Origin of the sequence: Ectothiorhodospira shaposhnikovii, assembly GCF_022227765.1 — a bacterium.
Lineage (GTDB): Bacteria > Pseudomonadota > Gammaproteobacteria > Ectothiorhodospirales > Ectothiorhodospiraceae > Ectothiorhodospira.
Window position 1 is genome coordinate 421869 of sequence record NZ_JAJMLZ010000002.1, and the last position, 25563, is coordinate 447431.

The following is a 25563-nucleotide window of genomic DNA, read 5'->3' on the forward strand; positions in this document are numbered from 1 at the left end:
CGGTGAGTCCTGCCGGCTTGTCTCCCGGCCCGGCTTTGGGTAAGGTGCCGAGTCAGTGCGTACCGAACCTCGGCAATGAGCTGGCGGCCGAAAGGCTGCAGGAGTGGTTGAACCCGCATGTCCGCCCCGAAGATCCTTGATCTAGGCAGTCTCAAGCAAGCCTGCAAGAGCTGCAGTCTCCACGATCTGTGCCTGCCCCTGGGGGTCGGCGATGAAGAGCTGCAGTTGCTCGAACGGATCATCAACCGAAAACGACCCCTGCAGCGCAAGGATCACCTCTATCGCCCCGGCGACCGTATGACATCCATTTACGCCGTTCGTTCCGGCACGGTGAAGACCTACACCCTCACCGATGACGGCCAGGAACAGATCACGGGCTTTCACCTGCCCGGCGAACTGCTGGGCCTGGACGCCATCAGCGACGGCGTCCATCCCTGCGCCGCCCGCGCCCTGGAAACCACCAGCATCTGCGAAATCCCCTTCGACCGTCTCGAGGAGCTTTCGGTTCGCATCCCGGGACTCCAACACCAGCTTTTTCGCATCATGAGCCGGGAAATCCAGACCGACGAGCACTTCATGATGCTGCTGGGCAAGAAGGCCTCCGATGCCCGGCTTGCCGCCTTCCTCCTCAGCCTTTCCAACCGCCTGGGCATACGTGGGTTCTCGCGCACGGAATTCAACCTCACCATGTCGAGAAACGACATCGCCAACTACCTGGGCCTGGCGGTGGAGACGGTGAGTCGACTCTTCACCCGCTTCCAGGCCGCCGGACTGATCCAGGTACGACGCAAGTTGATCACCATCTACGACCTGGATGGACTCTATACCGTGGCAGGCACCCAGCCGGTGGAAGACCTGCGCAACCACCACAACGGTAACGGCAAGTCGCCCCCGGCATGAGGGACGGCCAACGGCTCAAGGTGATCTAGCGGGCCTCGATCCAGAAGGTCACGGGGCCGTCGTTGGTGAGGGATACGGCCATGTCGGCGCCGAACCGGCCGGTGGCCACCCGCGGCCAGACTTCCCGCGCCCGGACCACCAGTTGATCGAACAGAACCTCCCCGGCCCGCGGATCCGCCGCCGGGGTAAAGCTGGCCCGCATGCCCTTGCGGGTATCCGCCGCCAGGGTGAACTGAGGCACCAGCAACAGGCCGCCCCCGGTCTCCCGCAGACTCAGGTTCATGCGCCCCTGCTCGTCCTCGAACAGGCGATAACCCAGCATCCGCTCCAGCAGACGCTCCACCTGGGCGGGACCATCCTCCCGCACCACCCCCACCAGGGCCAGGATGCCGGGGCCGATCTCGCCGACGGTCTCGCCGCTCACCACCACCCGGGCCTGACTCACCCGCTGCAGCAGGGCGATCATGTCAGGCGATCCGCCAGCGCCTGGGTTGCCCTCACCAGCGCCTGGGCAATCCCCGGCTCACCGGCGGAATGGCCGGCGTCCGGCACGATGGTGAACTCCGCCCGGGGCCAGGCATGGTGCAGAGCCCAGGCCTGATCCACCGGGCACACCACGTCATAACGTCCATGGACGATGTAACCCGGAATCTCCGCCAGACGATGGGCGTCGCGCAGTAGCTGCCCCGGCGCCAGGAAGGCCTGATGCCGGAAATAATGGCACTCGATGCGGGCCAGACTCAGGGCGGTGAAAGGGTTCTGAAAATGCCCCACCACGGCGGGATTGGTGATCAGGGTCGCCGTGCGCCCTTCCCACTCCGACCAGGCCTTGGCGGCCGCCATGCGGGCCACCTCGTCCGCACCGGTCAGACGCTGGTAATAGGCGGCCACCATGTCACTGCGCTCCGCTTCGGGAATCGGCGTCAGATAGTCGGCCCAGTAGTCGGGGAACAGGCGTCCGGCGCCCTCCTGGTAGAACCATCGGATATCCTCGTCACGGCACAGGAAGATGCCCCGCAACACCATGCCCAGCACCCGCTCGGGATGGGTCTGCGCATAGGCCAGGGCCAGGGTGGAACCCCAGGAACCGCCGAACAGGACCCAGCGATCGATCCCGAGCGACTCGCGAATGCGCTCCATGTCCGCCACCAGATCCCAGGTGGTGTTGCTTTCCAGGCAGGCATGCGGCGTGGAACGTCCGCACCCCCGCTGATCAAACAACACGATGCGATAACGGTTGGGGTCGAAGAAACGCCGATGCCAGGGTTCACACCCGGAGCCGGGTCCCCCATGAAGAAACACCACCGGCAAACCCGCTTCAGACCCGCACTCTTCCAGATAGAGACGATGGGGAGGATCCACATCCAGATGCCGGGTGCGATAGGGGCGAATGTCGGGGAACAGGGAATCAACGGACATGGGCACAAACCTTCTCCGGGTTCAGAGGGAGGCTCAAGGCACGCGTGTAAGAAAATCCCTACAGGTTTTCCGCCCTGAACCTCGTTTTTCATGGCTTTTGGGGAGTGTTCGCCGCCCCCGCCATTGTGAAATCATATACCCATGGTGCACGAAGCGCCTCCCAGGGATCCTGGGTTGATGGGGTAAGGGATGTCTCCGGACCAGGCGTGGAATGGATCCACCAGGCAGGCAGGGAGCGCCGCTTCAATCACCGGACCCGGGATGGTCTCGCTCCCACCAGGGATGGTGGGAGTTTTTTTTCCCACGGAAAGACTTGCCATGGATTCCGCCCAGTGGGTATCTTCGGCGGCCATGTCCAGCCCGATTCAACCCCCTCGTTCCCTGATCCGGGATACCGGTCGCGCCATCGGCGATTTCCGCATGATCCGGGACGGCGACCGCATTCTCCTTGGCCTGTCCGGCGGCAAGGACTCCCTGACCCTGCTGCACCTGTTGTTGTATTTCCGGCAACGGGCACCGGTTCGTTTCGAGGTCGGTGCCGTCACCATCGATCCCCAGACAGGTCTGACCGACAAACGCGCCCTGATCCCCTACCTCCAGGCACTGGGCGTACCCTATGCCTATGTGAGCGAGCCTATCCTGGCGCGGGCCGAAAAGCACCTGGACAACCACTCCTACTGTTCCTTCTGCTCCCGCATGCGGCGGGGCCTGATTTACCGCACGGCCCGGGAACAGGGCTACAACGTCATCGCCCTGGGACAGCACCTGGATGATCTGGCGGAGAGCTTTCTCATGAGCGCCTTCCACGGCGGCCGACTCAAGACCATGAAGGCCCATTACCGGATCGAGGCCGGAGACCTGCGCGTGATCAGACCTCTGGTCTACGCCCGGGAGCGGCGGATCCGCGACTTTGCACACAAGGCGGGACTGCCCATCATGGAGGAAAACTGCCCCACCCGATTCGGCAAACCCACCCAGCGGCCCCACATGAAGGCCCTGCTGGCCCGGGAGGAGCAGGACAATCCGGGACTGTTCAAGAGCCTGATCCGCACCCTGACGCCGCTCATGTCGGTGGGACTGGAGGATGTCCCCGACACCGCCGGGGCTCTTGCGAACGCCCCCCAGGCGGAATCGCCATGGAATTCCTGATCCGCCTCCTGTTTGCCCTGCTGGCCCGCATGCCCTTGCGGATGAACCATGCCCTGGGCGCCCTGCTGGGCTGGCTGGCCTGGATACTGAGAACCGAGCTACGCCGCATCTCCCTGATCAACGTGGCCGCCTGCTTCCCGGAACAGGATGCCGACTGGCATCACCGCATCGCCCGTCAGAGCCTCATGGAAACCGGCAAGGCACTGACGGAGGCCCCCTGGCTCTGGCATGCCGGCAGCGCGCGGGTACAGGCCCTACTGAGGGGGGTGGAGGGCGAGGAACACCTGAATCAGGCACTGGCACGGGGCCGGGGCGCCTTCCTGGTCTCGCCCCACCTGGGGAGCTGGGAGTTCGCGGGGCTGCACGCGGCCGGCTTCGGCACCATGACCAGCCTGTTTCGCCCCCCCCGACTGGCCGCCCTGGACCGCCCCCTGAGGGAGGCCAGGGCAGCCACCGGCGCCCGCCTGGTGCCGACGACGATGGCCGGCATCAAGGAAATCCAGCGGTCAGTCGCCCGCGGTGAGCTCATCGGCATGCTGCCGGACCAGACACCCAAGGGCGCCCGCGGCATCTTTGCCCCCTTCTTCGGGCGCCCCGCCCTCACCATGACCCTGCTCAACCGGCTGGCAGGGCCACGACGGGTGCCGATCGTGTTCGCGTTTGCGCAGCGCCTGCCGGCCGGAAAAGGATACCGCTATCGCTGCATTCCGGTGCCGGAAGCCGTGTACGCAGCGGATCCGCAAGTCGCGGCCCGCGCCATCAACGAGGCCGTGGAAACGTTGATCAGGCTGTGTCCCGAACAATACGTCTGGAGCTACAAGCGCTTCGCCACCCGCCCGCCCGGAGTGGACCGAATCTACTAGGGAAGGAACTCCACCGCCACCCCTTCCGGCAGGCGCCTGACCACCCGGGCGTTGACCAGAGGCGGCGCCTCGCCATCCCCGAGCTGCCCGCAGACCCTCACCTTCACTTCGGCCCCTTCCGCGGGAACCGATCCCTCCGGGATCAGCAGCATCACGCCGCCACCACTCAGATCAATGGTCTGCACGCGCCGGGGCGGTTCATCATCACAGTGAAGCTCCACCGTGATTTCCATGGGTACCCGTGGGTGTCTGCGCTGATCATGACTCATGGGTAGGCGTCTCTTGCATCCGCGGTCTGTGGAAAACTCATGCCCATAGGTTCTTATATCCGGATTATTGTGTATTAGCGGTATTTACCAGAGCAAATATATATTGCCCTTGAAGCCGTCCGCCGCCGGGACCATGACCCCGCATCAGTTGACACAAATCAATTCCCAAATGCCATGAAAGATTAAGTATATGTCTCGAAGTTATCATCAAGGAACGGAAGCGGATACACGGAGCCCGCCACCTTACATAAGGAGGACACTGAATTCCATGAAACAGACCGTTTTGCGCCACACAGGCCGCGCCCTCGCAATCTTCCTGGTCGGCATGGGGCTGACCCAGACAGCAACCGCCGAAATCTCCCGCGGGGCCCTCATGGCCACCACATGCTATGCCTGCCACGGCACCGACGGACACAGTGCCGGCAGCATCCCCAGCATCTACGGGTATCCTCCGGAGATCATGATCTCGCAGATGAAGGCATTCCGGGACGGCACCCGGCCCGCCACCGTCATGGATCGCCATGCCACCGGTTACACGGATGAGGAAATCAAGCTCATCGCCGAATATCTCAGCACCCTGCGCTAGGAGAGGCACAGCGACCATGAGACAGATGTCACGCAGAAATTTCCTCCGCGCCCTGGGCGCCGGCGGTGCCGCCACCGCACTGGCCGCCTGCGGCACCCTCCCGGACGGCCGCAAGGGCAAGGACCAGGTCGTGGTGATCGGGGGCGGCTCGGGGGGCGCCACGGCCGCCAAATATCTGAAGCGATTCGAGCCCGGCCTCAGGGTCGTGCTCATCGAGCCGAATGCACGCTATCACACCTGTTACGGCTCCAACTGGTATCTGGGTGGGCTGACCCGCATGGAAAACCTGGAGCAGACCTACGGGGCGCTTCGTGACAAGCACGGCGTCGAGATCATCCATGACACCGTCACCGCCATCGACCGTGATGCCCATACCGTGCATCTGGCCGGCGGCGAGCGGCTCAGCTACCGGAAACTGGTGCTCTCGCCGGGTATCGACTTCCGCTACGATGCGGTGGAAGGTTACAGCCGGGACGTGGCGGAGGAGATCCCCCATGCCTGGAAGGCCGGTCCCCAGACCGTGACCCTGCGTCGCCAGCTGGAAGCCATGCCGGACGGTGGGGTCTTCGTCATGGTGGCGCCGGGCAACCCATTCCGCTGCCCGCCCGGGCCCTATGAGCGGGCCGGCATGGTGGCCCACTATTTCAAGCAGCACAAGCCGCGCGCCAAGATCATCATCCTGGACAACAAGGAAGCCTTCTCCAAGCAAGGCCTGTTCATGGACGGCTGGAAACAGCTTTACGGCGACATGATCGAATGGGTGCCCAGTTCCCAGGGCGGGCAGGTGGAGCGGATGGACCCGGCCACCCGGACCGTCTACTCGGACGGCGGCCTCACCCGCTTCCGGGCGGATGTGCTGAACTTCATCCCTCCCCAGATGGCGGGCAGTATCGCCCGGGAGGCGGGGCTGACCGGCGCCACCGGCTGGTGCCCGGTCAACCAACTCACCTTCCAGTCGGAGATGGACCCGGACATCTACGTGATCGGGGATGCCTGCATTGCCGGGGAGATGCCCAAGTCCGGCCATTCCGCCAATACCCAGGGCAAGACCGCCGCCGCCGCCATTGTCCGCGCCATGGCCGACCAGGACATGCTCGCCCTGTCGACGGTGAATACCTGCTACAGCCTGGTGGGACCGGAGTACGGTATCAGCATTGCCGCCGTCTACCGGTTCACCGACGGCACCATCACCGGCGTCCCCGGCTCCGGCGGCGTCAGCCCCGCCGACGCGGGTCCCAACTTCCGGCGCCAGGAAGCACGCTATGCCCAGGGCTGGTACGACAGCATCACCGCGGATATCTGGGGATGACGCCCTGAGGACACCGGTCGTCGGTGGTTCCACCGACGACCGGCATTTCAGGCATTCAGATCAGGGATGAGACGACTCTCCAGCCGGGCGATCACATCCCTGAGCTGAAGCTTGCGTTTTTTGAGGCGGGTCAGCCGGATCTGATCCACAAACGGCCCCTCCGCCAGACGGTGAATCGCATCGTCCAGCGCACGATGTTCTTCCTTGAGTTCGGCCAACCGGCCGCGCAGCGGCTCCAGATCTTCTGTATTCAAACCGTTCTCTCCGGCAACACTGACCCGGACATCATCCCAAAACCGGCATCTGGGCGCCATGTTCAGGCGCTCACTCGCCCCAGGACTGACGCAAAGCACCCCTCGGCGCGCCTGGCCCAGGCCTCGGCCTGCTCCGCCTCCACCGCTGGAGAAAACAGGTAGCCCTGGCCGACGGTACACCCCAAATCCAGCAGACGGGCCACCTGCTCGGGGGTTTCCACGCCCTCGGCCACCAGTGACTTGTCCAGTTCCCGGGCAATCGCCGTCACGCCCCTGACAATACCCACATGACGAGGATCGCTGGTCAACCGATGCACGAAGGACCGATCGATCTTGACCACATCGAAGGGCAGATCCCGCAACTGGCTCAAAGAAGAATAGCCGGTACCAAAATCGTCCATGCACAGGTCGATACCGATGTCCTTCAGGGCTCCCATGACCTCAAGGGCCTGGGCTCCGTTCTCCATCACGGCACTTTCGGTGAGTTCCACTTTCAGACAGCGCCCGGAGATGCCGTGGTGCTTCAGGGATTGCTGAATGACGGATACCAGCTCCGGATCACGGAACTGCTTGCCGGAAACATTGATGTTGATGGGAAGAACGCCTCCGGCGGAAGGGAGTCCCATCCGTTGCCAACGTGCAGCCTGTTCAATCGCAAGCTCCACGACCCACCGTCCCATGGGAATGATGAGACCGGTCTGCTCCGCCAAGGGGATGAAATCCGCTGGTGATACCGGCCTGTCTCCCAGACGAGGCCAGCGCAGCAGGGCTTCGAAACCCAGCAGGCGCCCATCCTCCATGGAAACCAGCGGTTGATAATGCAGAACGAACTGATGTCGCTCCAGGGCATGGCGCATCGCGGTTTCCAGACTGAGCCTACGGACCGCACTGGCCCGCATGCTGCCGCTGAAGAACATGCTGTTCCCGGGGTTGTGGATCTTGGCCTGGTACATGGCGGTATCCGCATTGCGCAGTACATCATCCGCGCTCCGGTCCTCGGGACTTCCCAGAGCGATACCCACGCTGAAACCGACGAAGATGTCCTGATCACCCACCCGGACGGGTGTCTGCATGGCGGACTGCAGCCGGGCAACCACCTGCCTCACTTCCTCCTCGGACGTGATGTCCTCCAGCAGCAGCACGAACTCGTCGCCGCCAAAGCGAGCCACGGAATCCCCTGGACGCAGGCACTGCTGCAGACGCCGGCCCAGCTGGATGAGCATCTGGTCGCCGAGGATATGCCCCAGGCTGTCATTGACCGTCTTGAAGTTGTCCAGGTCCAGAAACACGACGGCATACCCGTTGCCGGATCGACGGTAACGGGAAATGGCGCGCTGCAAACGATCCACGAACAGGGTGCGATTGGGCAACCGGGTCAGATGATCATGCAATGCGTCATGGCGCAGCTGCTCCTCGATGCGACGACGCTCGGTCACATCGCTCATGGAACCGGCGATGCGGTGGACCTTGCCGGCGCCATTGCGCACTCCAAGTCCCCGGAAATGCATCCAGCGATAGCCATCGATCGCATGACGCATGCGACACTCCATTTCCAGGCAGGGGCTACGGCCGGTCAGATGCGATTCCAGTTCCTGCTGCAGCTGGAGCCGATCATCCGGATGCAGGCGCCCAAACCATTCGTCGGGATGGCTCGTCAACTCACCCGCCTCATACCCCAGCATGGTCTGCCAGCGGGGAGAATAGAAGATTTCATCGGTTTCCAGGTTCCAGTCCCAAATCCCGTCATTGGTGCCGGCCGCCGCCAAGGCGTAGCGCTCCCGCTCGATGGAAAGCTCCCGTACCTTCAGGTCCAGGGAGTCCCGCTGGCGGCGAACATCGGCCTCCAGCCGCTCCAACCGGTCTGCCAGCCTGAGCGTGGTACTTTCCAACAGACTCAGTTCGTCCGGGAAGAAGGGGCGCAGGGGACTTGCCAACCCGTTTCGGAACGCATCAAAACGCCGTTCGGCCAGCAACGGCAACTGACGCGCCACACGACGCAGACGCACAAGCGGCGTTCGTGTCATTGCCACGACCGCCATGGCAAAGAGCATCAGCCCGGCCACGCCCATGAGCACATTCTGGCGCTGGGCGATGGTGATCTGGCGCCGTGCCTGTGTCACATCGGTGATCACCACGGCGAGGATCTGGTGGGCCGAAGCATCGTCCAGCAACAGAAAGGGGGTCAATTCCAGCTCACGACGACCATCCAGCTGAAATAACGTCACCACGCCAGGCGACAACGACTCCAGGACACCGGATTGCAGCAGGGGCTCCAATCGGTCACGGCTGGTAATCCCCATCAACCGGGGTTGCCGGGCACCGGCCTCCACCTCTGCCGCGGCATTCAGGCTGAACATGGCCACGTCCAGGGCGGACAACTCGTTGAAGGACACCACCAGGTGAGACATGGGACGCGCCAGCACCACGGCCCCGACCGTCCGGCCATTGGCCAGCACCGGCGCCACGGCGTAGCTCAGGCAGAGAGGGTTGCAATCGGTGAACGTACTGGGTACTTCCGCCAGAAGCGCCTGGTCCACCGCGGACCACAGGCGTGGCGGCCATTCATGAGCCGCATCCAGGATCTGCACTTCCACCAGGAACCGGCCGTGAGCATCGATAAAACCCGCCATGACCAGATCCGTATCCACCTGCAGACTGGCCCACTGGGGTGCAAACAATCGACCCAGTTCCCCGGCATCTCCCAGTTTTAGCGCCTGCCGAAGCCCGGACAAAGACGGAATGAGGTGCGCCAGGTTGAGCAGATCCGTCTGAGACTGCTGCAACAGACCCTGCAACTGCATGCGGGAACGCTGCTGCTCCATGGCCCGAAGTTCCTCGTACTGGCCTTGCAGACTCTGGTGATTGAGCACGGCAAAGCCGGTGAACAGCCCCGCAAGCAGCACCCCCATCACCAGCAGCAGTTTCCATTTCAGACTCAAGACCTCGCCATCCTTTTATCGGTCAGGGAACTCATGCTCAGAAGGTGAAAGATGCCTGCAAGGCAAACAGATTCCAGCGCGCCCGTCCGCCGGCCTCATCGAATACCGGATTATCGGCCAGGGGAGTCAGCGCCGTACCGTCCACATGGTGCCACTCGGCCCGCAGCAGCCATTGCGGCGTGATCCGCCAACCCGTGCCCAGGGTCCACTGATGCTGATAGAAACGATGGGGCGCCTGCGGGGCCAGGGAGCCCGGCCCCAGCGACTCCAGGGACTGACGCCGCCCCGAGCGGTCCGTGCGGTCGTTCCAGTGGGTGTCGTAGCGCAAAAAGGCCTCCCAGCCGTTGCCCAGACGATAGGTCCCCTGGATGTAATAACCCTGTTCATAGCGGGTGGCATCGGGTGCGGCCGGGATAAAGCCGCTGCGGCGGATGCGGCGATGGACCGCCTCGGCCATGAGGCTGAAGTCTTCCCGGTTCCATTCCACGCTCAGCACCAGGGCATCCACCGGCGCAAGCCCGCGCTGCAGAAAGTCCGGCTCGGCCGGCCGGTACTCGGTGCGCACCCGCGAATAGGTGGCCGCCAGCCTGAGCTGACCTCCATCCTGTTCATAGAGTGCCCGAAGACTCTGTCCCGAGGTGAGACGCAGATCGCCCGGCGCCGATACGGTGCGCAGGAAAGCGGCCTGCGTCTCGTCCTGCAGGGTGGTCGGCACGGCAATGCCGAAATCCAGCTGCAGGGTGGATCTGGGCAGGAACCACTCTCCGTAAGCGGCCAGACCATCCACACCGATATAGAAGTCGCGGATGCCCAGACCCTCGACATAGATGGACTGAGGCAACAAGATACCCGGACGGGTGGTGGCCACGTCCCGGGTCTCGTTGTGGAAGCCGATGGGAATCTTGACCCTGCCGAGCCGGACGCCGCCGTAACCCTCCAGCGAGGAATAAAGACGATAATCCACAAAGGCGTAGTCGATCCGGGGATCGCCGTCATACAGTTCCCCGGCCCGGCGGCTGACCACCTGGGCCGCCAGGGACACGGGCGCGACGGGAGAGTGGAAGACATTCACCCCCAATTCCGTCAGATCGAAACTGCCCTGGGTGCTGTTGCCGTAATAATTGTTATGGGTGGAATACAGATAGCCCTGACTGACAAAGCCGTGGACATGAAGCGGCCGATCCGCGGCCTGCAGCGGTGGCACACACACCACCGACATGAATACTGCCATGGACCAGGACGCTGCCTTCCAGGGGCAAATCATGGATGACTCCCTTCAATGTTCAGAACCCGGATACCGGCACCGGTGACCGGTTGACTCAGATATCCGATGCCGCCCACGGTATTGGCCACGCGACGGCGCATTTCCGCTTCGGAACCCACGATCACCGGTCCCCTGCTGGCACCGGAAAAGATGCTTCGGTTCCAGGCGGCCTCAAGCTGGTAGGGAAAGACGCCCAAGACATCCTTGCTGAAGGCCGCATGAACCGGATCCCTTGAATCCAGGACGAACACAGTGACCTTGTGCCCGTTGAGTGACTGTACGCGCAGACTGAAGATGGCCCGCACCGTGGCCAGGGGCAAGGCATTCTGTGTGATGGAGTCATTGACCACAACGACCTGGGCGGCGGCAATGGTGCCGGGCAGCAGGGCCGTGCCGACCCACAGCAGGCAGGTCAGGGTGACCAATCGCCGACCGGAGGCCCCCCATCCCCGACACCTCCGATATAAAACATCCCTCATGTCCCCTGCCACCCCGCAACACCCACTTCCCTCACTCCATCACCTATAGCACATGCCTCAAGCGCTTTTGCCAATCACAATAGCCCGGCGTCAGAGTCGAGTCCATACCGGGGATCCGGCGTATTGCCCCTGATATCCCATGATCTGTGATATACCCTGGCGACACCGTCGCAGGCACACACCCGTTGGACATGACCATGCCAGACATCGCCGATCCCGGCCACAACCATGCGGCCTGCATCACCCAGGCCCTTGAATCCGCCGAACGCCTGTGCTCGGCGCGCGGAGCCAGACTGACGCCCCTGCGACGCCGGGTACTGGAACAGATCTGGCAGAACCACGAGGCCATCAAGGCTTATGACCTGATCCATCAATTAAGTTCTGATGACCATACGGTGAAACCACCCACCGTGTACCGGGCCCTGGACTTCCTGCTGGCCCAGGGCCTGATTCACCGCATCGAAAGCCTCAACGGCTATGTGGGCTGCGCAAGGCCCGAGCACGAACATCGCTGCCTGCTGCTGATCTGCCGACGCTGCGGCGTGGTCACGGAGATGGAAAACCCGGCCATCAACCGGGCGCTGGAAGACCAGGCGCGCAGGCAGGGTTTCCTGCTGGAGCATCAGATCATGGAAGGGCGGGGGCTATGCGCCCATTGCCGGGAACAGGGGCAGGCGCACGCCGGAGGGCAGGAAAACGCGGCGCTGAAAAGGTAAGCCCCATGACTGGATTCCCGCTTGCGCGGGAGTGACGGACGGTTTCGGGCATGACCCGGGATATCCCAAGGTCACCGCGCCCCGCGTCTACCAGTAGTTTTCCGTGGTGATGTGACCGGGTTCACGACGCCGGTTCCTGGTCATGCCCCGTCCCTTGAGGACCTCGCTGGTATCCCGGACCATGTCCGGGTTGCCGCAGATCATGACCTGGGCGGCATCCGGGGTCAGCGGCAGTCCCGTATGCCGCTCCAGCAGGCCAGACTCGATGGCGGCGGGGATACGCCCGGGCAGGGCCCCCGGACTTTCCTCACGACTGACGAAGGGCACGAACTGGAACCGTGCTCCATGATCACGAAATGCGTCGATGGTGTCCTGATAGGTCAGTTCCTCCCGGGTCCTGACCGCGTGTACCAGCACGATGCGCTGAAAACGCCGCCAGGGCGCCTCGGTCTTGAGGATGGACAGGTGGGGACCCAGCGCGGTCCCGGTGGCGAACATCCACAGCACCTCACCATCGGGAACCTCTTCCAGGGTGTAAAAGCCGTTCGCCTTGGCCATCACGTCCACGGTGTCTCCGGGAGACAGAGTGACCAGGTGATTGGTAAGGGGACCTTCCGGAACGGTGATGAAGTAAAAATCCAGCGGACGCTCATCCGGGGCATTCACGTAGGAATAGGGGCGCGCCACCCGCTCGCCGTCCACCATCACCGAGAGCCGGTTGAACTGACCAGCCCTGAAGGGATCCACGGGGGCCTCCACACGCAGGGAATAGAGTCGCTGCGTCCAGCGCTTGAGTTCCACCACCTCACCACTGAGCCATCCTGCCATGGTTCCACCCTTAAATTATCCGGAGAATAGTCGTGGGATGATCCGGCCGCCGACGATATGCCCATCCGGGCGTATTGATCGATGGCGACCGAACAACCCTCCAGGGGTGTTCTGGACAAGTCATCCCCGCGCAAGCGGGAATCCAGTCACAGACTGGAAACCCTGGACTCCCGCCTTCGCGGGAGTGACGACAAAGGAACCTTCGTGGAATCACAACAAGGAACCTTCGCGGGGTCACGCAAGGTGCTTTTCCAGAACTTTCCCAGCACCATAAGGTGACGCCGCGGACGGGATTTTTCAACACCAGGGGAAGTACGCCTTTGTCCAACCGCCTGCACGGAGTGAAGCCATGCTCATCGACAGCCACTGCCATTTCGACGTCCCGGCCTTTGACGCGGACCGGGAAGACTGCCGGCGACGTGCCCGGGAGGCGGGCGTGGAGGCCATGATCATCCCGGCCATCACGCGGGCCGGTTGGACACGACTCAGGGAAGTGGCGACCTCCCTGCCCGGACTTCATCCCGCCTACGGCTTGCACCCGGTCTATCTGCAGGCCCACCGACCGACCGATATCCAGGCCCTGGATGACTGGCTGCGGCGCGAACCGGCCGTGGCGGTCGGGGAGTGCGGCCTGGATTTTTTCGTCCAGGGACTGGATGAAAAAGCCCAGCAGGCCTGTTTCAGGGCACAACTGGATCTGGCGCTGACCCATGACCTGCCCGTCATCATCCACGCCCGACGGGCGGTGGATCAGGTCACCCAGGCCCTGCGGCAACGACCGGGGCTCAAGGGTGTCGTACACAGCTTTTCCGGTAGCCGGCAACAGGCGGAAAAATTGCTGGAACTGGGATTTTTTCTCGGCCTCGGCGGCCCCCTCACCTACCCCCGGGCACAGCGCCTGCGCGCACTGGCGGCCTGGCTGCCGGCCCGTGCCTTGCTGGTGGAAAGCGACGCCCCCGACCAGCCGGGGCTGGCCCATCGGGGACAACGCAATGAGCCTGCCTGGCTGCCGGAAGTGGTCCGGACCCTGGCCGAACTGAGGGACGAATCCCCACGGGAGATCGCACGGATCACCCGCGACAACGCCATCCGGCTGTTCCGCCTGGACAGACCGGGCGGCATCCCCGATGATCCGCCCCTGACTCATCAGCCGCGGACAACACCTTGAGCCACCCCAACCCCCTCCACGAACGCACCGAACTGCTGATCGGACCGGCCGGGCTGGAGCGACTGGCCCGGTGCCATATCTTCATCGCCGGCCTGGGCGGCGTGGGCGGCAGTGCCGCCGAGGCCATCGCCCGCGCCGGCATCGGGCGCATCTCCCTGCTGGATCACGACCGGGTCGGTCCCTCCAATATGAATCGCCAGCTGGTGGCCCTGCATTCCACCCTGAACCGATCCAAGGCAGAGGTGATGGCGGACCGGATCCAGGATATCAATCCCGCCCTCAAGGTCACGGTGCTGGGTGATTTCCTGACACCGGACAATGTGGATGCGCTGTTGCCGGCGGACGTGGACCACGTGCTGGACTGCATCGATTCCATCGCCTGCAAGGCCGCCCTGGTGCATGCCTGTCAACAACGGAAGATACCCGTCATCTCCAGCATGGGGGCGGGCGGACGCCTGGATCCGACGGCGGTACGCATCGGACCACTGGCCGAGACCGACAAGTGTCCCCTGGCCCGGGAGATGCGCAAGCGGCTGCGCCGTCTGGGGGCGCATCTGGATTATCCCGTGGTGTATTCCACCGAAACCGCCGTCAAGGGCACCGAACATCGTCCCATTGAAGGCCCCGTCAGCGGTCGTGCCCGGGCGGTCAACGGCACCATTTCCTACATGCCCGGACTGTTCGGGCTGATGCTGGCCGGACAGGTGATCCGCACCCTTGCCACCTGCCGCCCTTAAAGGACATGACGCCCGGCGCGGATTTTTGCAGTATAGTCTGCGAAAGCGGCCCCTGAACCGCCGGCAACGACACACCGGGGACCGGCCGTCTCTTTATCAAGGCAAGGGACATGATGCAAGACGCGCCTCCCCCTCCAGCGGCAAAGCGGCCCGACCCGGCACATCTGGCGCAACGACTGCACCAGTTGCTGGACAACGCCCCCTCGCCGCTGTTTGCCGTGGACGAACAGGGTCTAATCACCTACGTGAATCAGGCAGCCCTGGGCCTGCTGGGCTTTGCCCGCCCCGCCCTGCTCGGCCAGTCGGCCCATGCCCTGCTGATGAAGGCCGCCCAGGACGGCACACCCATCCCCTGGGAAGACTCCCCCATCCGACGGGTGCTGTGTGATGGGCAGCCCCTGGAACGGCTGGAAACCGTGTTGTGGCGCAGGGATCGCCATCCCCAACCCGTCCACCTGTCCATCACCCCGCTGCGACAGGGCGCGGGCATCGGCGGTGCGGTGATCAGCTTCAGCGATGCCACCGAATTCCGCTCCCTGGTCACCCAGCTCAACTACCAGGCCAGTCATGATCCCCTCACCGGACTGCTCAACCGACGCGAACTGATGTTCCGGCTGGAGCGGGCGATCCACGATGCCAGAAAATACAATCACCAGCATGCCCTGATCTATCTGGATCTGGATCAGTTCCGGCTCATCAATGACACCAGCGGCCATGTGGCCGGCGATGAACTGCTGCGCCGGATCGGCAACCTGCTCAGCGAGCACATGCTCCTTGGCGATTCCCTGGCCCGGTTGGGTGGAGACGAATTCGCGTTGCTGCTGCAGACACTCCCCCTGGAACGGGCGCTGGCCCGCGCGGAAAGCCTGCGTGAAGCCCTGCAGGGTTTCACGTTTCAATGGGAAAACCGCACTTTCAGCCTGAGCGCCAGCCTCGGCGTGGTTCCCGTCACATCCGGCAGCACCAGTGGTATCGCTCTCATGGCGGCGGCGGATACCGCCTGCAATGCCGCCAAGGACAAGGGACGCAATCGGGTCAGTGTCTTCAAGCAGAATGACACCGGACTGCTCAGGCTCCAGGGAGAAATGCAGTGGGTCAACCGGATCCAGTCCGCCATCAAGGAATCCAGGCTGATCCTGTTTGCCCAGCCCATCCAGGCCCTGTCGACGCAGAAGGACCATGGCACCCACTTCGAGGTGCTGATGCGCCTGCGGGAGGACCAGGACAGCCTGATCAGTCCCGGTGACTTCCTGCCGGCGGCGGAACGCTACAATCTGGCCACCGCCATTGATCGCCATGTCATCCGCCAGTGCCTGACCTGGCTGGCGGATCAACGCCCGCTGCTGGACCTGCTGGATGCCTGTGCCATCAATCTGTCGGGGCACTCGGTGGGAGACAACGTCTTTCTGGATTTTGTGCTGGAGACGCTGGAGTACGCCAACATCCCCCCCGAGAAGCTCTGCTTCGAAGTGACGGAAACCGTGGCCATCGCCAACCTGGACAACGCCAATCATCTGTTTTCACGTCTGAGCCGGCTAGGCTGCCGTTTCTCACTGGATGACTTCGGTAGCGGCATGTCGTCCTTCGGCTACCTGCGCACCCTGCCGGTGCAATACCTGAAGATCGACGGCATCTTCGTGCGGGACGTGGTTCAGGATGCCACCGACCGGGCCCTGGTCAGTTCCATCAACGACATCGCCCACCTCATGGGCAAGCAGACCATCGCCGAATATGTGGAATCGGAAGCCATCCTGAAGATCCTGCAGGACATCGGCGTGGACCACGTGCAGGGCCATTTCATCGGCCAGCCGAGGCCGCTGGAATCGGTGGTACTGGGGCGCTGACCCCTGGCGCCCTACTCCCGGCGCAGGACCCGATCCACCAGAGCGCCCACGACCCGCCGGGGCCGGAAGGCCTTTTTCAGGGCCCTGCGGTCGTAGCGGGTATCCACCCATTCCAGCAGGGACATGGGGGAATCCGCCGTATCCAGCAGATAGGCCTCGAAGAAGTGATCCAGCAGGCCGGTCTTGGCCCAGCGGTAATGGAAATAGGGCCACAGGCGCAGTTGTCGCGTCTGCGCCAGGGGCACCCCCTCCATCCAATGCAGATACAGGGTCCCCATCAGCCCGGCCCGGTCCGCCCCGGACTTGCAATGAAACCAGACCGGATAGGCGATGCGATGCAGCAGATCATGGGCCTCGTGAATCGCCTCCGGGGTGGGCAGATCCCGGGAGTAGAGTTTCAGAGAGTGCAACGCCACGCCCAGGCGTGCACAAGCATCCGCCTCCAGGGCCAGCATGGGATTGTCCGGTTCTTCCCCCCGCAGGTTCACCACGGTACGAATGCCGTGACGGGGAATGCGCCGGTACAGATGACGCGGCGAGGGCTGGCCCGAGCGCCAGGCCCGGTCGGAAATCCGGTGAAAATTGGACAGGCCATATTCCCTCACCCAGCCGTCATCTCGCCACAAGGCATGCAGGTAGGCCCGGCGACGGCCGGATCGGGTGCTCAGATCCCAACCGGGTGGGGTTTCATTCATGGGAGTGATTCGCATCCGACCCGGACAGTCCGCACAGCACCGCAGTGCGGGATTCGATCCAGGTTTGGACATCCTTCATGATGGCCTCGGGCTTTCTGCCCTCGGTGGGGATGGGCGGTCCGATCTCCACCTGGATGGTCCCCGGATACTTGATGAAGCTGTTGCGGGGCCAGAACAGACCCGCATTGTGGGCCACCGGGATCACCGGACGACCGCTGCGTGCCGCCAGCACCGCCCCGCCCACCTTGTAACGGCCCTGATGGCCGGGCGGCGTCCGGGTTCCCTCGGGAAACAGGACCACCCACAACCCCCGGTCGAGCCGATCCAACCCCTGGGCCACCAGCTGATCCATGGCCTTGCGACCGGCGGCCCGGTCCAGGGCGATGGGTTCGAGCATGCCGATGGCCCAGCCGAAGAAGGGGATGCGCATCAGCTCCTGCTTGAGTACCCACACCTGGGGCGGAATGAACTGCTGCAGGGCCAGGGTCTCCCAGGCCGACTGGTGCTTGCACATCAGTACCCGGGCCTCACCGCCCAGATGCTCGGTGCCAGTCACGGTATGACGCAGCCCGCAGGTCAGTGTCAGCCACCACAGATTGAAGCGGGTCCACTGGGACAGCACCCGGAAACGCCCATGCCATTTCAGCGGCAGCAGCAGGGGGCTGAAGAGGGCAAACAGGACCGTGGACAGGGCCAAACCGGTCCAGAACAGGCCCGCGCGCAGATAAAGCCATGGCGTGGCCGGAGGGTATTCAGTCATGGGCTTGATCCGTTTCAGTCAGCAGATATTCCACCACCTCGGCCAGATCCGCAAAGACCGGCGTGCCCGCGGGTACCTGCCCTTCGGCGAGGGCCTTGAGACCGTTGCCGGTCCGCACCAGGATCGGGGTACAACCGGCGGCGGCGGCGGCCTGGAGATCGCGCGGAGAATCGCCCACGGCAGGAACCCCGGCCAAGGGCACGCTGAATGCCCGGCCGATCCGTTCGAACAGACCCGGCAGGGGCTTGCGGCAGTCACAACCCTCGTCCGGACCGTGGGGACAGTAAAAGATCCCGTCGATGCGCCCTCCCAGGGGCGCCAGGGCCGCCTCCATGCGCCGGTGGATGGCCCGCAGGGTGGGCAGATCGAACAGCCCTCGGGCCAGGCCCGACTGGTTGGTGGCCACCGCCACGCACCAGCCGGCCCGGTTCAGACGGGCGATGGCCTCCAGGCTTCCGGGCAACGGCACCCATTCCGCCGGTGACTTGATGTAGTCGGGGGAGTCCCGGTTGATGACCCCGTCCCGGTCCAGGATGACGAGCTTCACGGCAGCCGGGACAGGTCCGCCACCCGCAGGAACAGCCCCGCCAGGCGATTGAGCAGCGCCAGCCGGTTATCCCGCAGGGCCGGATCCTCGGCCATCACCATCACCTGATCGAAGAAGGCGTCCACGGGACCGCGCAGGGCCGCCAGCCGGGTCAGGCCATCGGTGTACTCGCCCGCGTCCAGATGAGCGGCCACCGCCTCCCGTAATCCTTCCAGGTGGCGATGCAGATCCTGCTCCGCCGACTCCGCCAGCAGGCGGGTTTCCACCCGGTCGGGCAGGCCGCCCTCCACCTTGCGCAGGATGTTGTGAATGCGCTTGTGAGCCGCCGCCAGGGCCTCGGCTTCCGGCAGTCCCAGGAAATGCTCCACCGCCCGCACCCGATGGTCGAAATCCAGAGGACGGGTGGGCCGCACCGCCAGCACCGCCTCGAACACCTCGGGGCGGATACCCCGGTCCAGGTAATAGGCCCGCAGACGCTCCATCACGTACTCCAGCACCTGGGGCACGGCAGGGACGGCCGGCACCCGGCCCTCGTAGCCTTCCGCGCTCTGTTGCAGCAGAGTCTCCAGATCCAGGGGAAGCTCCAGTTCCACCAGGATGCGCAGCACCCCCAGGGCGGCCCGGCGCAGACCGAAGGGGTCCTTGGCGCCGGTAGGCTTCTGGCCGATGGCGAAGATCCCCACCAGGGTATCCAGACGGTCCGCCAGGGCCAGCACCCGACCCACCGGGCCGGCCGGCAGGGCATCCCCCGCGTGGCGGGGCAGATACTGTTGTTCCAGGGCCGCGGCCACCGCCTCCGGCTCGCCGTCATGGGCGGCGTAGTAGCGCCCCATGGTGCCCTGCAGCTCGGTGAACTCGAACACCATCTGGGTCTGCAGGTCGCACTTGCTCAGCAGGGCGGCCCGGCGGGCCTGATCGGGATCGGCCCCCATGTCCCGGGCCAGCAACCCCGCCAGACGTACCACCCGCAGGGTCTTGTCGTGCAGGCTGCCCAGCTTGTGCTGGAATACCACCGTCTTCAGGGCCTCCAGATGGCTCTCCAGGGGACGGCGGCGATCCTGGTTCCAGAAGAATTCCGCGTCGGAGAAGCGGGGCCGGATCACCCGTTCGTTGCCCTCCCGCACCCGCTCCGGCGCCCGGGAGTCCACGTTACTGATGGTGATGAAGTGGGGCATCAGGCGCCCTTCCCCGTCCACCACCGGGAAGTATTTCTGGTTGTCCTGCATGGTGGAGATCAGCGCCTCCTGGGGCACTTCCAGGAAGCGGGCCTCGAAGTGGCCCACCACCGCCACCGGCCATTCCACCAGGGCGGTCACCTCGTCCAGCAGATCCGACTCGATCACCGCCCGACCGCCCAGCTCGGCGGCGGCGGCCTCCACCTGGCCGCGAATGGCGGCGCGACGGGCCTCGAAGTCCACCTTCACCCAGCCCTGGGTCTCCAGCAGCGGGGCATATTCGGACGGCGCGGACAGGGCCAGGGTCGCGGGGTGATGGAAGCGATGCCCCCGGGTCTCGCGACCCGCCGGGATGCCCAGGATGGGGGCCTGGATGACCTCGGAACCCAGCAACATCACCACCCAGTGCACCGGACGCACGAATTCCGCGTCACCATCGCCCCAGCGCATGCGCTTGGGAATGGGCAGGGCCGCCAAAGCGGCCTCGACGATGGCGGGCACCAGGGCGGCGGTGTCACGCCCCGGCTCCAGGTGACGGTGCACCAGCCAGGCGCCCTTGTCCGTTTCCAGACGCGCCAGGTCGGTCACCGCCACGCCGCAGGAGGCGGCAAACCCCTGGGCGGCACGGGTGGGGTTGCCCTGGGCATCGAAGGCGGCGGCCAGGGCCGGCCCCCGGCGCTCCATGGCCTGATCCGCTTGGCGCGGCGGCAGGCCCCTGACCCACACCGCCAGGCGGCGGGGCGCGGCATAGGCCACGTGGTCAACGGGGTCAAGGCCGGCATCCGCCAGCCCCTTGACGACACCGTCCGCAAAGGCATCCCGCAGACCCTTGAGGGCTTTGGGCGGCAGCTCTTCGGTGCCGATCTCGATCAGAAGATCCTGTGTTTCGCTCATGATGTTGATCCAGTCCCAGGTCAGGTGCGTTCGGCCTTGGCCGCGTCGGGGAGCATGGGGAAACCCAGCTGTTCACGGGCGGCGTAGTAGGCCTCGGCGACGGCGCGGGCCAGTTCACGCACCCGCAGGATGTAGCGCTGCCGCTCGGTGACGGAGATGGCGCGCCGGGCATCCAGCAGGTTGAAGGTATGGGAAGCCTTGAGCATCTGCTCGTAGGCCGGCAAGGGCAGGCCCTGGGCGATGAGGTGCTTGCTCTGTTGCTCGCAGGTCTCGAACCAGCCGAACAGGGAAGCCACATCGGCATGTTCGAAATTGTAGGTGGACTGTTCCACCTCGTTCTGGTGGTAGACGTCACCGTAGGTGACCACACCCTGGGGACCCCGGGTCCAGACCAGGTCGTAGACACTCTCCACCCCCTGCAGGTACATGGCGATGCGCTCCAGACCGTAGGTGATCTCGCCGCTCACCGGCCGGCAGTCCAGGCCGCCCACCTGCTGGAAATAGGTGAACTGGGTCACCTCCATGCCGTTGAGCCAGACCTCCCAGCCCAGGCCCCAGGCGCCCAGGGTGGGGGATTCCCAGTTGTCTTCCACAAAGCGGATGTCATGGATCAGGGGGTCGATGCCCAGGGCCTGCAGGGAACCCAGGTAGAGTTGCTGGATGTCCGGCGGCGAAGGCTTGAGCAGCACCTGAAACTGGTAATAGTGCTGCAGCCGGTTGGGGTTTTCCCCGTAGCGGCCGTCGGTGGGACGGCGGGAGGGCTGTACATAGGCGGTGCGCCAGGGTTCCGGGCCGATGGCCCGCAGGAAGGTGGCGGAATGGAAGGTACCCGCTCCCATTTCCATGTCGTAGGGCTGGAGCAGCACGCAACCGTGGCCCGCCCAGTAGTCCTGCAGGGCCAGGATGAGGCCCTGGAAGGTAGAGACGTCGTGAGAAGACATGAGGATCGACCCGAGTGATTCGTGGATGGCGCGACCCCGAGCATGGGTCGTGCAAAGCCTGACAGTATAACGGCGGCCGGTGGCGGGCGCCCAGTCCCGTGCATGACCGGGAAACCTCCGACGGGTGGCGGGGCTGGGCGACCGTGTCACCAGGGTTTACAATCCCGCTTCCCCAAGCCGCGCCCACCCGGGCCAGGATCAACGAGGCCCTCATGTCAGCCGGGCTCCCCAGCGAACAGCGTTATCAGGCCATGCGTCGTGTCACCCTCGTCGGTGCCGTGACCAACCTGACCCTGGCGACGGCACAGATCATCGGCGGCTGGATCAGCCATTCCCAGGCCCTGATCGCCGACGGAGTGCATACCCTCTCCGACCTGGCCAGCGACTTCGTGGTGCTGTTTGCCGCCCGCAAGGCCAACGAAGCGGCCGACGCCAACCATCCCTACGGTCACGGCCGCATCGAAACCCTGGCCACCGTGGTCGTGGGTCTGGTACTCGCCGGCGTGGCCGTGGGCATCATGACCGATGCCGCACGACGCCTGCTGAACCCGGAAGAACTCCTGAGCCCCACCCCCCTGGCCCTGATCCTGGCGGCGGTCGCCATCATCAGCAAGGAAACCCTGTATCACTACACCATGCGGGTGGCCAAAAGGGTTCGCTCGCGCATGCTGGAAGCCAATGCCTGGCATCACCGCTCCGATGTGGTCTCGTCGGTGGTGGTGCTGGCGGGCGTGGGCGCCACCCTGGCCGGCCTGCCCTTCATGGACGCCGTGGCGGCCATCCTGGTGGCGCTGCTGATCGGCCACATGGGCGTCAAACTGATCTGGAACAGCGCCCGGGAACTCATCGACACCGGGGTGGAAACCCAGGAGCAGGAACGCATGCTGGAGGCGGTGCGCCGGCTGGACGGCATCCAGGGGGTTCACGACCTGCGCACACGGCGCATGGCGGGCACCCTGCTGGCGGACGTCCATGTTCAGGTCGCGCCCCGCATCAGCGTCTCCGAAGGCCATCACATCGCCGATGCCGTCTGCGTGGCCATGCACGGGGTTCAGGACGAACTGGGCGACATCCTGGTCCATATCGATCCGGAGGATGACCAGCAGGGTGCCCCCAGCAGCCATCTGCCCAACCGCACCGAGATGCTCGAACGCCTGCGCGCGCAGTGGCACGACGTACCCGCATCCCGGCATGTGGATCCGGTGGTGATCCATTATCTGCAAGGACAGGTACACCTGGAACTTCAGTTGCCCCTGCGGGCCTTCGACAGCCTGGCCGAGGCCGAAGCCGCCGCCCGACAGTTGGTGGCATCAAGCCTGCGGGCGGAGGATGTAAGTCAGGTACAGGTGCTGTTCCGGTACTGACAGGCACCGCCGATGGGCGCCCACCCATCATCAAAACGGATTTCGCGCCCTAAAACAGCGCAAAATACTTAAAAACGCACTAAGATTGTGCATGCAATCATCAAGCAGCCCCCGAAATCCGCCTCAAATGGCCTCCGCAACCCCATTCAACGCCATGGCACGCTTCATGCTTTCCATGGTTCGACCGAATTGAACGCCCGCCCCGGCGGGGATCCGTTTCAACAGGCCTCACTCATTCAAGCCCTGGAGGAGTACGCATGTCAGCAGCAGACGTTCTGAATATGATCAAGGAAAACGGCGCCAAATTCGTCGATTTCCGCTTTGTGGACAGCCGCGGCAAGGAACAGCACGTGACCGTGCCCGCCCACACCGTCGACGAGGACGTACTGGAAGGCGGCAAGATGTTCGACGGCTCCTCCATCGCCGGCTGGAAGGGCATCAACGAATCCGACATGATCCTCATGCCCGATGTGGACACCGCCGTCATGGATCCCTTCTTTGACGAGCCCACCCTGAACCTGCGCTGCGACGTGGTGGAACCGGCCACCATGCAGGGTTATGACCGCTGCCCCCGCTCCCTGGCCAAGCGCGCCGAGGCCTATCTGGCCAGCACCGGCATCGCAGACACCTGCCTGTGGGGTCCGGAAAACGAATTCTTCGTCTTTGACGACATCAAGTGGGGCAACTCCATCCAGGGCGCCTTCTTCAAGATCGACTCCGACGAGGCCTCCTGGAACTCCGAAAAAGTGTTCGAGGACGGCAACATCGGCCACCGTCCCTCCGTGAAGGGCGGCTACTTCCCGGTCCCCCCGGTGGACAGCCTGCAGGACCTGCGTTCCGCCATGTGCCTGGTGCTGGAGGAAATGGGCCTCAAGACCGAAGTGCACCACCATGAAGTGGCCACCGCCGGCCAGTGCGAGATCGGCGTCGGCGCCGGCACCCTGACCCGCAAGGCCGACGAGGTGCTGATCCTCAAGTACGTGATCCAGAACGTGGCCCACAACTACGGCAAGACCGCCACCTTCATGCCCAAGCCCCTGGTGGGCGATAACGGCAGCGGCATGCACGTGCACCAGTCCCTGGCCAAGGACGGGCAGAACCTGTTTGCCGGCGACAAGTACGGCGGCCTGTCCGAAACCGCCCTGTACTACATCGGTGGCATCATCAAGCATGCCCGCGCCCTGAATGCCTTCACCAACGCCTCCACCAACAGCTACAAGCGCCTGGTGCCCGGCTTCGAAGCCCCGGTGATGCTGGCCTACTCCGCCCGCAACCGCTCCGCTTCCATCCGGATTCCGTGGGTCTCCAGCCCGAAGGCCCGCCGCATCGAGGTGCGCTTCCCCGACTCCACCGCCAACCCCTATCTGGCCTTCTCCGCCATGCTGATGGCCGGCCTGGACGGCATCCAGAACAAGATCCACCCCGGCGAGGCGATGGACAAGAACCTGTACGACCTGCCCCCCGAAGAGGAAAAGCAGATCCCGCAGGTCTGCCATGCCCTGGACCAGGCCCTGGACGCCCTCGACAAGGATCGCGCCTTCCTCACCGCCGGCGGCGTGTTCACCGACGACATGATCGATGCCTACATTGATCTGAAGATGGAAGAAGTGACCCGTCTGCGCATGACCACCCACCCGGTGGAGTTCGATCTGTACTACAGTCTGTAAGTACAAGACGGGTTGAACGCTGGAAGTACCGAACCCCCGGCTTGCCGGGGGTTCTTTTTTCCGGCCACCGCCCCGGAACAGAGGATATCAAGGACATCGCCATGCCCCTGTTGCTCCTGTTGCTGATGCTCGCCCTGCCCGCCCAGGCCCAGATCTACCAATGGACCGATGAGCAAGGACGCCCCGTCTTCGGTGACACGCCACCGGACGGGGTCGATGCACGACCGATCCGGGTGGAGCGGCCCGCCACCCTGCCCGGCCTGCCGGAGGCTCGGGACATTCTGCAACAGCCCCCCCCTTCCGCAACGGAGGAACCAGGAGATGCCTATCGGCAACTGGCCATCAACCGCCCGGAACGGGACGGCGTGGTACGCTCCAATTTGGGGCAGGTCGACGTCGCTCTGAACCTGAGTCCAGCCCTCAAGACGGATCTGGGGCACCGCATCCGGCTCCGCCTCAACGGCGATACCGCCGTGACCACCCAGGCCGACCAGGTCACCCTGGAAGAAGTCCCGCCCGGGACCCACACGGTCCAGGCGGAGGTCGTGGATGACGATGGCAACACCCTGATCCGCTCGGACACCACCACCTTCCACCTCCTGCGCACCACCGTGCAGCAGCAATCCCGACCGCGACCCTGACCCGCCGCGTCACCCGCGCGAGCCCGCCTCGCACCATCATGGTGCATGCTATGCTCCAGAGGCGCCGGAACAGGCCGCGCCACCGCTCCGGCGAGACCCCGAAAGCGTCGTCCCGTGACCACTTTGCGGGGCGATTGCACGATTCCCGTGCGCGG

At 64.4% G+C, this 25563-nt stretch carries 25 protein-coding genes; 12 read left to right on the top strand and 13 right to left on the bottom strand.

Annotation, left to right across the window (positions count from 1 at the left end):
- The first annotated feature begins 117 nt into the window (after positions 1–117).
- A complete protein-coding gene (gene fnr, locus LQD11_RS04575) occupies positions 118–900 on the top strand; it encodes a fumarate/nitrate reduction transcriptional regulator Fnr (RefSeq protein ID WP_238616449.1) in 783 nt (260 codons plus the stop codon).
- A gap of 25 nt (positions 901–925) precedes the next feature.
- Here the strand turns inward: fnr and dtd are convergent, their stop codons facing one another.
- Both dtd and pip read right to left on the bottom strand, forming a co-directional pair.
- The gene (gene dtd, locus LQD11_RS04580) at positions 926–1366 is read right to left on the bottom strand and encodes a D-aminoacyl-tRNA deacylase (protein WP_238616450.1); all 441 of its coding nucleotides are present in this window, start codon (positions 1364–1366) and stop codon (positions 926–928) included.
- Positions 1363–2319, bottom strand: coding sequence for a prolyl aminopeptidase (pip, locus tag LQD11_RS04585; RefSeq protein WP_238616451.1), 957 nt, complete (start codon positions 2317–2319; stop codon positions 1363–1365). Before pip ends, dtd begins: the two co-directional genes overlap by 4 nt.
- Positions 2320–2637: 318 nt before the next feature.
- Here pip and LQD11_RS04590 point away from each other — a divergent pair, with 318 nt between their 5' ends.
- Both LQD11_RS04590 and LQD11_RS04595 read left to right on the top strand, forming a co-directional pair.
- Positions 2638–3468 carry a tRNA 2-thiocytidine biosynthesis TtcA family protein gene (locus LQD11_RS04590; protein ID WP_412851948.1) on the top strand — a complete coding sequence of 277 codons (831 nt, stop codon included), beginning with the start codon at positions 2638–2640 and terminating at the stop codon, positions 3466–3468.
- The gene (locus tag LQD11_RS04595) at positions 3456–4331 is read left to right on the top strand and encodes a lysophospholipid acyltransferase family protein (protein ID WP_238616452.1); all 876 of its coding nucleotides are present in this window, start codon (positions 3456–3458) and stop codon (positions 4329–4331) included. Before LQD11_RS04590 ends, LQD11_RS04595 begins: the two co-directional genes overlap by 13 nt.
- On the opposite strand, the gene LQD11_RS04600 is transcribed toward LQD11_RS04595, so the two are convergent.
- Positions 4328–4600, bottom strand: a complete 273-nt coding sequence (locus LQD11_RS04600; RefSeq protein WP_238616453.1) for a PilZ domain-containing protein — start codon at positions 4598–4600, stop codon at positions 4328–4330. The genes LQD11_RS04595 and LQD11_RS04600 overlap by 4 nt on opposite strands.
- Before the next feature lie 268 nt (positions 4601–4868).
- Here LQD11_RS04600 and LQD11_RS04605 point away from each other — a divergent pair, with 268 nt between their 5' ends.
- Positions 4869–5186: a c-type cytochrome gene (locus tag LQD11_RS04605; protein ID WP_238616454.1), complete on the top strand. Its 318-nt coding sequence runs from the start codon at positions 4869–4871 to the stop codon at positions 5184–5186.
- A 16-nt stretch (positions 5187–5202) separates the two neighbouring features.
- Positions 5203–6495 (top strand): NAD(P)/FAD-dependent oxidoreductase, encoded by a 1293-nt coding sequence (locus LQD11_RS04610; RefSeq protein ID WP_238616455.1) that lies wholly within the window; start codon positions 5203–5205, stop codon positions 6493–6495.
- Positions 6496–6542: 47 nt separating this feature from the next.
- Here the strand turns inward: LQD11_RS04610 and LQD11_RS04615 are convergent, their stop codons facing one another.
- Genes LQD11_RS04615 through LQD11_RS04630 form a run of 4 tightly spaced genes read right to left on the bottom strand, consistent with a single transcriptional unit; the run spans position 6543 to position 11377 of the window.
- A complete protein-coding gene (locus LQD11_RS04615) occupies positions 6543–6809 on the bottom strand; it encodes a YdcH family protein (protein ID WP_420828248.1) in 267 nt (88 codons plus the stop codon).
- Positions 6810–6811: 2 nt separating this feature from the next.
- A complete protein-coding gene (locus LQD11_RS04620; protein ID WP_238616457.1) occupies positions 6812–9688 on the bottom strand; it encodes a bifunctional diguanylate cyclase/phosphodiesterase in 2877 nt (958 codons plus the stop codon).
- A gap of 37 nt (positions 9689–9725) precedes the next feature.
- The gene (locus tag LQD11_RS04625; protein ID WP_238616458.1) at positions 9726–10952 is read right to left on the bottom strand and encodes a hypothetical protein; all 1227 of its coding nucleotides are present in this window, start codon (positions 10950–10952) and stop codon (positions 9726–9728) included.
- Positions 10949–11377: a type 2 periplasmic-binding domain-containing protein gene (locus LQD11_RS04630; RefSeq protein WP_238616459.1), complete on the bottom strand. Its 429-nt coding sequence runs from the start codon at positions 11375–11377 to the stop codon at positions 10949–10951. Before LQD11_RS04630 ends, LQD11_RS04625 begins: the two co-directional genes overlap by 4 nt.
- A gap of 260 nt (positions 11378–11637) precedes the next feature.
- On the opposite strand from LQD11_RS04630, the gene LQD11_RS04635 reads away from it, so the two are divergent.
- On the top strand, positions 11638–12147 hold the full coding sequence (locus LQD11_RS04635) for a transcriptional repressor (protein WP_420828250.1): 510 nt from the start codon (positions 11638–11640) through the stop codon (positions 12145–12147).
- An 87-nt stretch (positions 12148–12234) separates the two neighbouring features.
- On the opposite strand, the gene LQD11_RS04640 is transcribed toward LQD11_RS04635, so the two are convergent.
- Entirely contained in the window at positions 12235–12975 is a 741-nt protein-coding gene (locus tag LQD11_RS04640; protein WP_238616461.1) for a ferredoxin--NADP reductase, read from the bottom strand.
- Positions 12976–13324: 349 nt separating this feature from the next.
- On the opposite strand from LQD11_RS04640, the gene LQD11_RS04645 reads away from it, so the two are divergent.
- From LQD11_RS04645 to LQD11_RS04655, 3 genes are all read left to right on the top strand, one after another.
- Positions 13325–14143, top strand: coding sequence for a TatD family hydrolase (locus tag LQD11_RS04645; RefSeq protein ID WP_238616462.1), 819 nt, complete (start codon positions 13325–13327; stop codon positions 14141–14143).
- On the top strand, positions 14140–14880 hold the full coding sequence (locus LQD11_RS04650) for a tRNA threonylcarbamoyladenosine dehydratase (RefSeq protein ID WP_238616463.1): 741 nt from the start codon (positions 14140–14142) through the stop codon (positions 14878–14880). The genes LQD11_RS04645 and LQD11_RS04650 overlap by 4 nt, the downstream gene beginning before the upstream one ends.
- 110 nt (positions 14881–14990) lie before the next feature.
- On the top strand, positions 14991–16724 hold the full coding sequence (locus tag LQD11_RS04655) for an EAL domain-containing protein (protein ID WP_238616464.1): 1734 nt from the start codon (positions 14991–14993) through the stop codon (positions 16722–16724).
- 11 nt (positions 16725–16735) lie between these two features.
- Here the strand turns inward: LQD11_RS04655 and LQD11_RS04660 are convergent, their stop codons facing one another.
- Genes LQD11_RS04660 through glyQ form a run of 5 tightly spaced genes read right to left on the bottom strand, consistent with a single transcriptional unit; the run spans position 16736 to position 21736 of the window.
- Positions 16736–17419 carry a protein tyrosine phosphatase family protein gene (locus tag LQD11_RS04660; protein WP_238616465.1) on the bottom strand — a complete coding sequence of 228 codons (684 nt, stop codon included), beginning with the start codon at positions 17417–17419 and terminating at the stop codon, positions 16736–16738.
- On the bottom strand, positions 17412–18179 hold the full coding sequence (locus tag LQD11_RS04665) for a lysophospholipid acyltransferase family protein (protein ID WP_238616466.1): 768 nt from the start codon (positions 18177–18179) through the stop codon (positions 17412–17414). Before LQD11_RS04665 ends, LQD11_RS04660 begins: the two co-directional genes overlap by 8 nt.
- A complete protein-coding gene (gene gmhB / locus LQD11_RS04670; protein WP_238616467.1) occupies positions 18172–18726 on the bottom strand; it encodes a D-glycero-beta-D-manno-heptose 1,7-bisphosphate 7-phosphatase in 555 nt (184 codons plus the stop codon). Before gmhB ends, LQD11_RS04665 begins: the two co-directional genes overlap by 8 nt.
- Positions 18723–20795, bottom strand: coding sequence for a glycine--tRNA ligase subunit beta (glyS, locus tag LQD11_RS04675; RefSeq protein WP_238616468.1), 2073 nt, complete (start codon positions 20793–20795; stop codon positions 18723–18725). The genes gmhB and glyS overlap by 4 nt, the downstream gene beginning before the upstream one ends.
- A 20-nt stretch (positions 20796–20815) precedes the next feature.
- The gene (gene glyQ, locus LQD11_RS04680; RefSeq protein WP_008930881.1) at positions 20816–21736 is read right to left on the bottom strand and encodes a glycine--tRNA ligase subunit alpha; all 921 of its coding nucleotides are present in this window, start codon (positions 21734–21736) and stop codon (positions 20816–20818) included.
- Between the two features lie 212 nt (positions 21737–21948).
- Between glyQ and LQD11_RS04685 the strand changes: the two genes are divergently transcribed.
- The 3 genes from LQD11_RS04685 (at position 21949) to LQD11_RS04695 (ending at position 25408) form a co-directional block, all read left to right on the top strand.
- A complete protein-coding gene (locus LQD11_RS04685; RefSeq protein WP_238616469.1) occupies positions 21949–23100 on the top strand; it encodes a cation diffusion facilitator family transporter in 1152 nt (383 codons plus the stop codon).
- 257 nt (positions 23101–23357) lie between these two features.
- Entirely contained in the window at positions 23358–24767 is a 1410-nt protein-coding gene (gene glnA / locus LQD11_RS04690; protein ID WP_238616470.1) for a glutamate--ammonia ligase, read from the top strand.
- A gap of 101 nt (positions 24768–24868) precedes the next feature.
- Positions 24869–25408, top strand: coding sequence for a DUF4124 domain-containing protein (locus LQD11_RS04695; RefSeq protein ID WP_238616471.1), 540 nt, complete (start codon positions 24869–24871; stop codon positions 25406–25408).
- Positions 25409–25563 lie beyond the last annotated feature (155 nt).